This window comes from Sphingobium sp. CCH11-B1, assembly GCF_001556865.1.
In the GTDB taxonomy this organism is placed as follows: Bacteria; Pseudomonadota; Alphaproteobacteria; order Sphingomonadales; family Sphingomonadaceae; genus Sphingobium.
This window is the reverse complement of the sequence record NZ_LSJY01000096.1, coordinates 1-8213: the sequence shown is the minus strand read 5'-3', so window position 1 is coordinate 8213 and position 8213 is coordinate 1. Positions and strand designations below refer to the sequence as shown.

Genomic DNA, 8213 nt, shown 5'->3' with positions numbered 1-8213 from the left:
ACCGTGGTGCGGGGGATTGCGCCTTTGGGTCCCCTACCGGGACGGGCGGGCTCCCCCTCGGGGCCATTGATAAATCCGCTTTCAAAACTGGCGGCTTCGCTAGTGCGTTCACGCGAGCGTCGGACCTCGCTGCAACTCGCGGTTTCCCTGGAGTTTTCAGGAAATTCGGACGGGGAAATTGGGTCCCATGCCGACCCTCGCCGACTACCCGATTATTTTGGGTCCCTTTGGGTCCCATCCGGCCCCTGATGGTTCCATGATCGCAACGATTATTGAGCCTCTCCGGGAGGGTCCCGCCGAAATCTGAAGGGGACCCATATGGGACCCTATGGAGCCAATCTGTCCCTCAGGTAACTAGCTGATATCGCTAGAAAATCTGCACGGACTGCATTAGTACGGACTTATGCACAACCATCCGCGATCGCAGATGATCCGCTCGTGCCCCTTAAGGGTCCTTAAGAGTCATATTTGGAAGATTATATAATCAATTCCTTTAAGACCCTTAAGGTCCCTTAAGGCTCTAGGGGTCCCCTAAGACTCCTGCCTTTCGATTTTCAAAACCGATGCCCGCCTCTGATGTGGGCCTTCTCAGATTTCCTAATTCCTGGCGTCCGCTCTCTCGTGGCCTGCCTCAATTCCCTGAAGTACCCTAATGGCCCTTGAGACCGCGAGCTACATTCACCAGCTCAATCCGCAAAACCCGTCCGGCGCTGATCGCCTCAAAGACGGCGACGATCATATCCGCATGATTAAGGCTGCCCTCAAGGCAACCTTCCCCGGCCTCACCGGCCCGCTGGACCCGTCCGTCACTCAGGAGCTCCTGAACGGCCTGAAGAGCGCCATGATCCCGATGGGGTTCGTGGGCATCTGGACGGGAGCCTCCAGCACCGTTCCGGCCGGCTGGGCCATCATGGACGGCCGGACGGTCGCCCGATCGGACGGGCAGGGGACCATAACGCTCCCCGACTGGCGCGGTGTGGCCGTGGTGGGTGCCAGCGAAGATCGCCCTCTTGGAACCAAGTTCGGGCAGTATTCCAGGACCTACACGACCTCCGCCGTGGGCGACCATAATCATGGCGTCACGCTGAGTAGTGCTGGGGCCCATAGTCACACAGGTTCCACGGGTGCCACGAGTCTCTCGACCGAGCAGATACCCGCCCATACGCACTACACGGTTGCGGCGGGGCGCGGCGACGGCAGCACCACGGTAAGCCAGACTAATTACATCACCGCCGAAAAGACTTCGGACGGCGACAGCGGCTATAGGCTCCTCGGGACCTCCACGGTCGCCACCCTGGGCCCCACGACTTCCGTAGGTGCCGGCGCTGGACACGCGCACTCCATTCCGACTGACGGTGCCCATACGCACGACGTCACCCTGACGGCGGCCGGCACTCACTCTCATACAGTCACGATCGACACGGCCCAGCCATCGGTCACCGCCTATTTCATCATGAAGGTCTAAATTGCCTACTTTCCCGGTCCGCCGACTGGGCGCGGCCGGGATCGTCACGGACATGAACCCCTCAGATATTGAGGACCCCGCTGTCTTCACGGCGGGCGTAAATGTCCGTTTCAGGAACGGCAAGGTCTCTCGGGGCCCTGTGTTTCGCACCGTCGCCCCCTTGAGCTTTGAGCCCGGCCATTGTGTCGCCATCCCCCCGTCATCTGCGGGGTACGATCAGGTCGTCCTGGTCTCGGCTGCTTTCGATAAGATCGCACGCTTGAACGGCTCGACCTTTGAGGACCTCACGCCCTCGGGGCTCTCCCCGCTGGCTGAAGGCTCCATCACGAGCTGCTTCCTCGGCGGCGTGTCTTACCTCAACTCAGGGAACAACACGCCGGTCTATCTGGCCCCCAGCGACAGCCAATACAGGTTCATCCCGGACTGGCCCGCAACCTACAAGTGCAACGTGCTTCGAGCCTTCAAGGACACGCTCGTCGCCCTCGGGGTCTCGAAGAACGGCCAGCTCTACCCTACCATGGTGAAATGGTCCGACCTCGCCGGCTTCGGCAATCCGCCCGGTTCCTGGGACCCCACGAGCACCACGAACAGCGCTGGCGAAAACATCGTCAACGAAATGCAGCATGCAATCGTGGACGGGCTGGCCCTCCGAAACAGCTTCATCATCTACTGCACCAACTCGGTGTGGGCGATGGACTATATCGGCGGCGACTTCATCTATGATTTCACAAAGCTCTTCGATGAGCGCGGCATCATGGGGCCGAATTGCGCCGTCCAGGTGGGCGGGCAGCACTTCGTGTTCGACCGCAACGACATTTATGTCCACGACGGGGTCCAGCCCCGCTCTATCGTAGACCTCCGGAACCGTGAGTTCATCTTCAACGCTCTGGATACCTCCAAGAGCCACTTGTGCTTCGTCAACCACGACGCCCGCCTCTCGGAAATCCGCTTCTGCTATCCCAGCTCGGACGACCTTGTCGGCTTCGGCAATCCGGTGGCCGGCTGCAATCGTGCGGCGGTCTACAACTACGCCAACGACACCTGGACCTTCGACGACCTCCCCAACGTCACGTCGGCCTGCCGGTCCTCCCTGGTTTCGGGGAAGTCCTGGCAGAGCGCCGATGAGATCACCTGGGACAGCGCGGAGGGCATCTTCTCGACTACCGAAGGCGATAAGAACCAGCACGTCCTATTTGCGAGCCGGTCCGCTCCGAATGTCGGCCTCACGGAACCGCGCCTTTATGGCTGCGACCTCGTGAAGGGCGGCCTTCTAAGCACCCCGATCGAGCTGGAGACGCTCAAGCCTGCCTTCGTGCAGCGCACGGGTCTCGACCTGGACAGCTTGGGCAAGAACCTGACCCAATACACGAACCTCCAAGCCATTTGGCCTCAGGTCGCCATAGAGCACCCCGAGGACTCCTACTGGCAATTCGGGGCTAACGACTTGGTCAACGTCGAGCCCACATGGTCCGCAGAGCTCGCCTTTGACCCCCGAGTGGAAGGCAAAATCGACATCAACGAAGCCGGCAAGTACCTCGCGTACCGCTTTGGCTGCCGGGGAAGCGGCGATTTCCAGCTCTCGGGCTTCGACATCCAACTTATCATCCGAGGGCGCCGCTGATGGACCTTTCCGCAGTGCGCACCCGCATCGCTAAGATGGTGCCATATAGTCGCCGGGTTCGTCCCGGAGCTGCCGACAGCTTCCCAACCTTCGTGGAGAGCGAGCTCAAGCGGCTCGACACCTCATCCCGCGAAGTCGTCCAGGCCCTACAGGACCTTAATGACCGGCTGACCGCCATCAACGCCTAAAACCCGGCTCCGGAGAAAACCCTCATGGAAATCCCGGAGCCGGACCACCAGTTCAAGGTCCCGGTCGTCCGACGTCGCATGTACACGCTCTATCTGGAGCAAGCGACACGTCAGCACACCTTCATTCACTGCGACATTCATGGTCGCTGGGGCCGCAGCACAAAGCGCGACCTAGCGGCGGACTTCGCGACCCTAAAGGCCCTCCACGGGGGGCCTCTCTACGCTCTTCACGACCCGAGCGATCATAAGCACTCCAAGTTTCTCGCCATGTTCGGCTTCAAGTGGGCCGCGTCATTTTCCGACCGGCGACACCGCCGCATGGAAATTCACGTAACCCAATAGGACATCCATGGGCGGCCTCTTCAGCGGCACTTCCAAGACCACCACTAACAGCACCACGGACACGGGCCCTTCCAAGTTCCAGGCTCCCTATCTCCAGTCTGCCTTCGACGCCGCCAAGGCCAACTTCACGAAGTCCGCAGGGACCCCGTTTTATCAGGGCGACCTCTACGCAGGCATGTCGGACGACGCCAAGGCGTCCCTGAGTGCCTCGAAGGACTTTGCGACCAAGACCGGCCTCGGCACTGCGCAACAGCTCTCCGATTTCGGCAAGAGCCTGACGGGCTACGGCGCTAAGGCTGGCTCCACGATGGACGACTTTCTGGCCCTCGCAAACGGGGACGCCACTGCGGCCAACATCGCCGCCGCGTCCAGTTACGCAAGCAATCCCTACCTGGACGGCCAGATCGACGCGGTAAATCGCGACGTCTCCCGGTCCCTCGCGGAGGTGACGCTACCCGGCATCGATCGCGCTGCTTCGGGCACTGGCAACATCAACAGCTCACGAGCGGGCGTGGCGGCCGGTATTGCCCAGCGCGGCGCAGAAGATCGCATGGCCGACAATGCCGCCACCCTCCGGGGCAATGCATATTCCCAGGGCCTCAATCTGGCCCAGGGCGACCGTGCCCAGAAGCTCAACGCGCTCTCCACCGCCTCGCAGTCCTATCAGGGTCTCGCGGGTATGGGGATCAACGCGCTCTCTGCCGGGGCCGACGCGGGCTATGGAGCCTATGACGTCATCAACCGCGCCAACGCGGCCGATCAGGCCGACCGGCAGGGCAAGGCGGACGCCGACTATGCCAAGTGGCAGGGGAACGACACCCGCGAGGCCGACTTGCTCCAGCGTTACATGCAGATCATCGGCGGTAACCAGTGGGGCATGTCGGGCACCGAAAGCGGCACGTCCAAGACGAAGAGCAGTCCCGGCCTCGCCAGCCTCGCAATGGGCGGCCTGTCGCTTGCGGGCGGCCTCGGCTGGAAGCCCTTTTAAGGAAATCACATGGCTTTCTTCGGAAACAACCAGTTCGCCGGCCCAGCGGCCGGGTCCTTCGCGGGCCTTCCGGAAGCTCCGCCCATGGCGGGGAAGGGCGGCTCCACGCTTACTCAGCAGCTCCCTCCGGCACCCCCGATGAAGAAGAAGGCCAGCGCCTTCGACGACGACAATTATCAGCAGACCATGCTGGCGCTCGCAGCCGGCTTCTTCGGCTCCCAGAATTTCGGGGACGGCCTCGGTAACGCTGCCACCGCCATCTACAATCAGAATGAGCGGCTCCGCCAGCAAGCCCTCCCGCAACTGGGTGGCCCCGATGATGCCTTTGAGGTGTACACGGACCCGCAGACTGGCGAGCGCACCTACAAGCCCGTTCAGCAGTTCGTGGATTACCAGCAAGGTAAGCGCGTGAAGCCCAAGGACGTTGCCGACATGAACGGCCGCGCCATGTACGCAATTTCCCAGATGGGAAGCCCTGAGGAACAGGCTGCGGCCTTCGCGGAGATCAGGGCCAACCCGGAACTGTATGGCGTCGATGTGGACACCCTGCCGACCTCCTGGAACCCCACGTATGGCAACATAGTGGGCAACATGGGCATGACAGTGTCCCAGGCCATGACCCGTAAGCAGGCAGCCGAAAACGAGGACAACCGCGAGGGCCACCGGAACGCGGCGGACCAAGACCGCGCGGCACGCACCGGCATCTACCGCGACCGTGCCCAGGCGGCGACCTCACAGGGAGCCGAGCGCATAAGCATCGCTCGCGAAGCGCTTGCAAAGCGCGGAGCGGGCGGGGGCGGCCGCAGCGGCGGCGGCGGCGGAGGCAAGAAGGGCAAAGCGCCCATCTCCACGATGGCCACCTCTGAACTTCTCTCTATCGCACTCGGAAACTAAGCATGGCAGCCGCAGACCCTAAGCTACAGGCCCTCCTGGAGCTGGAACGCAGAGGGGCTCTGACCCCTCAGGCCTCGCAGGCCCTCCAAGCGTACCGCGACCAGGGCGCTACCCGTACGAAGCCGCTAGGACCGGACGGGAAGGCCGCGCCAGCCAATGAAGGCCGGCTTGAGACGGCGAAGTCCCGCGACGACGCCCGCAAGGCAATGGACCTCATCGACCGCATCCGTCCGCATCTCGCACGAACCCGCGAGCTCTATGATTCCAACCTCAAGGGCGCTGGGCCTCTCCAGTCCATCCGCGAGTATCTCCCGTCCCAGAAGAACGCCCAGTTTGACCAAGCGGCGGACATGCTCCGGCTATTGGTACGTGGGGCAACGCGAACGCCCGGTGAGGGTGCCATGTCGGACTTCGAAAGCAAGCTGGCCCTGCAACCGATGCCCGACCGCTGGAGCTTCGACGGATCGAACGAAGAGTCGCTCAAAAGCCTTGAGCAGTTCCTAGACTCCAACGCCTCCAATTATGCGAAGCGCCTAGGCTTGCCATCGGCCCCGCCGAATGTCGGCCGCAAGGCAGCCCAGCCGAAAACCATACGCCTCGACGCGAACGGAAATATCCTGAAGTGATTACTGTTACCCTGCCAGACGGTCGCCGGGTGGACGTCCAAACGGACGACCCCCAGCGTGCCGCAAAGGTCGCCCACGGGTGGGCCACACAAAATCCCAAGCCCGAAAAGACGACCAAGAACGAACTGGCGGGCGTAGCCGGCAATTACCTGGACGGCATCCTCCCCGGCTCCGCAGGGTTCGTAAGGGGTGCCTCAGAGGTCGTTAAGAACGCCATACAGGCACCGTTTAGCGCTGCCGTGGACTTCGAGCCCGGTAAGGCTTACTCGCGCGGCCAGCGGTTCCAAGAGCAGCGCCAGAAAATGGCAGCCTCCGACCATCCGACCGCATCCAACGCTGCCGGCCTTGCCGGTATCGGCGCAGGCTTATTCCTGCCGGCAACGAAGATCGCTCGTGGGGCTACCCTGGGCCAGAAGGCGTTGGCAGGCGCAAAGACGGCGGGTGCCTACGGGCTCGCATCGGGCGCTATGTCCTCCAAAGAGGAAGGCATTGCCGGTAAGGCTACAGACGCGGTCTCCTCGGGGCTCCTAGCTGCGACTACAGGCGGCGCGTTACCCTACGTGACGAAGACCGCTGGCGTCCTGGCGAAACCCCTTCGACCACTGACCGACCCTGTAGTCCGCGCAGCGGGTAGGGGGGCAAAGGCTGTGGGCCAACGTCTTCCGGGCCGCGCCGGCCAGCTACTAGCCGCTGAAGGAACACAACTCGCTCGCGACCCCGTCCGGGCCGTCGCTAACCAAGTGATGGACCGAGACCTTAGGGGCGCTGTCAATCCTGAGACAGGGCGTTTCTATACGCCGCAGGAAGTGGCCGCAGAGGTGGCCCGCCGCCAGCAGGACCTTAACGTCCCAGCGGCCCTCGCCGACGTCCACGAGTCTGCCCGCCGCTCCTTCGGGAGCGCTGCGCGGTCCCCCGGCCCAGCAACAGCGGCAGTTAGGCGAGCGATCGACCAGCGTCAGCAGGCTTCGACCCAAAGGGTCACGGAGCATATCCAGGAGTCCCTTGGGCCCACTGCGAACGTAGAGGCCCAGGCCGATCGCCTGAAGGATTACGCCCGCGAAGTCTCGCAGCCGCTTTATGACGTCAGCGATGCCCAGCCCATTCCGTTCGTGAAGGAGCTGCAAGAGCTGATGACGCGGCCTTCTGCGCGAGACGCCTTGCAGATCGCGGGACGACAGCTTCGAGACGAAGGGGAAGACCTGACGGCCTATGGCCTGCGGGAGCTACCCGGCGACGTATTCGAGATCGCTAACGTTCCAACGATGCCGATGTATGACCGCGTCAAGTCCGTCCTGGATGAGACCGTCTACGCAGGCGGCAAGCCTCTAGCGCAGCCCGACGTAACCCGCGCATCGCGGGGCGCGGCGACCATCCGCAGCCGGCTCCTCCAGATCATGGATGGCGACGGAACAGGCCCCCGATACCCGCAGCCGGGAACAGACATCACTGTCCCGAACCCCACGGGCGAGATGATGGCTCAAGGAGGCGCTCCCAGCCCCTCTCAGGCCCTTGGGCTCCCGGAGGCACCTCCGATGCCCTCCCGGTCCCTCCCTGCGTCCAGCGAGTCCCTACCGGCTCCTGTGGGCGCTTCGGGTCTACCTATGGTTCCGACCAACCCGATCGCCCAGACCCCAACGCCTCGCGACTTCGGCCAACGGCTCTCACCCGAGATCGAAGGCACGGCGGCACCCCGCCGCTCGCCGCCCTCTCCAGGCATCCCTCCGGAAGGGCTAAACCCCTACTGGAAGCCAGCGCGTGACGCTTACGCAGGCCCCACACAGGCCCGCCAAGCCATGGAGCTCGGGGAAGAGATGGCCACCTCCACGGGTGACGACATCGCCAACCGGCTCGCTGACCTTACCGGCACTCAAGCGGACTTCTTCCGCCTGGGCCACCGCTCGGGCCTCGCGCAAGACGTCCAGGCTCTCGGAGACTGGGGCAACGCCGCCGCTCGGGTGGCGGGAAGCGCAAAGAAGCGCCAAGGACTCACGGCCGCTCATGGCGACAGGGCGTCGGACCTTCTGGACCGCACCCTTGCGGAACACGAGGCGCACCAAACTTGGAAAGCGGTCCGTGGCAACTCCGCGAC

The 8213-nt window shown here is 63.2% G+C and carries 7 protein-coding genes; all 7 read left to right on the top strand.

Features of this window, described 5'->3' with window-relative positions; all coding sequences use genetic code 11:
* The first annotated feature begins 652 nt into the window (after positions 1–652).
* Positions 653–1465, top strand: a complete 813-nt coding sequence (locus AX724_RS10555) for a phage tail protein (RefSeq protein WP_066766058.1) — start codon at positions 653–655, stop codon at positions 1463–1465.
* 259 nt (positions 1466–1724) lie between these two features.
* Complete coding sequence (locus AX724_RS10550; RefSeq protein WP_156448053.1) at positions 1725–3086, top strand: hypothetical protein; 1362 nt, start codon at positions 1725–1727, stop codon at positions 3084–3086.
* Positions 3086–3274, top strand: coding sequence for a hypothetical protein (locus AX724_RS10545; protein WP_066766054.1), 189 nt, complete (start codon positions 3086–3088; stop codon positions 3272–3274). Before AX724_RS10550 ends, AX724_RS10545 begins: the two co-directional genes overlap by 1 nt.
* 349 nt (positions 3275–3623) lie before the next feature.
* Positions 3624–4604, top strand: a complete 981-nt coding sequence (locus tag AX724_RS10535) for a hypothetical protein (protein ID WP_066766052.1) — start codon at positions 3624–3626, stop codon at positions 4602–4604.
* A 9-nt stretch (positions 4605–4613) separates the two neighbouring features.
* A complete protein-coding gene (locus AX724_RS10530) occupies positions 4614–5498 on the top strand; it encodes a hypothetical protein (RefSeq protein ID WP_066766051.1) in 885 nt (294 codons plus the stop codon).
* A 2-nt stretch (positions 5499–5500) separates the two neighbouring features.
* Positions 5501–6124 (top strand): hypothetical protein, encoded by a 624-nt coding sequence (locus tag AX724_RS10525; RefSeq protein ID WP_066766049.1) that lies wholly within the window; start codon positions 5501–5503, stop codon positions 6122–6124.
* Positions 6121–8213 (top strand): hypothetical protein (locus AX724_RS10520; RefSeq protein ID WP_156448052.1); only part of this gene is annotated, 2093 nt, incomplete at its 3' end. The genes AX724_RS10525 and AX724_RS10520, both read left to right, overlap by 4 nt.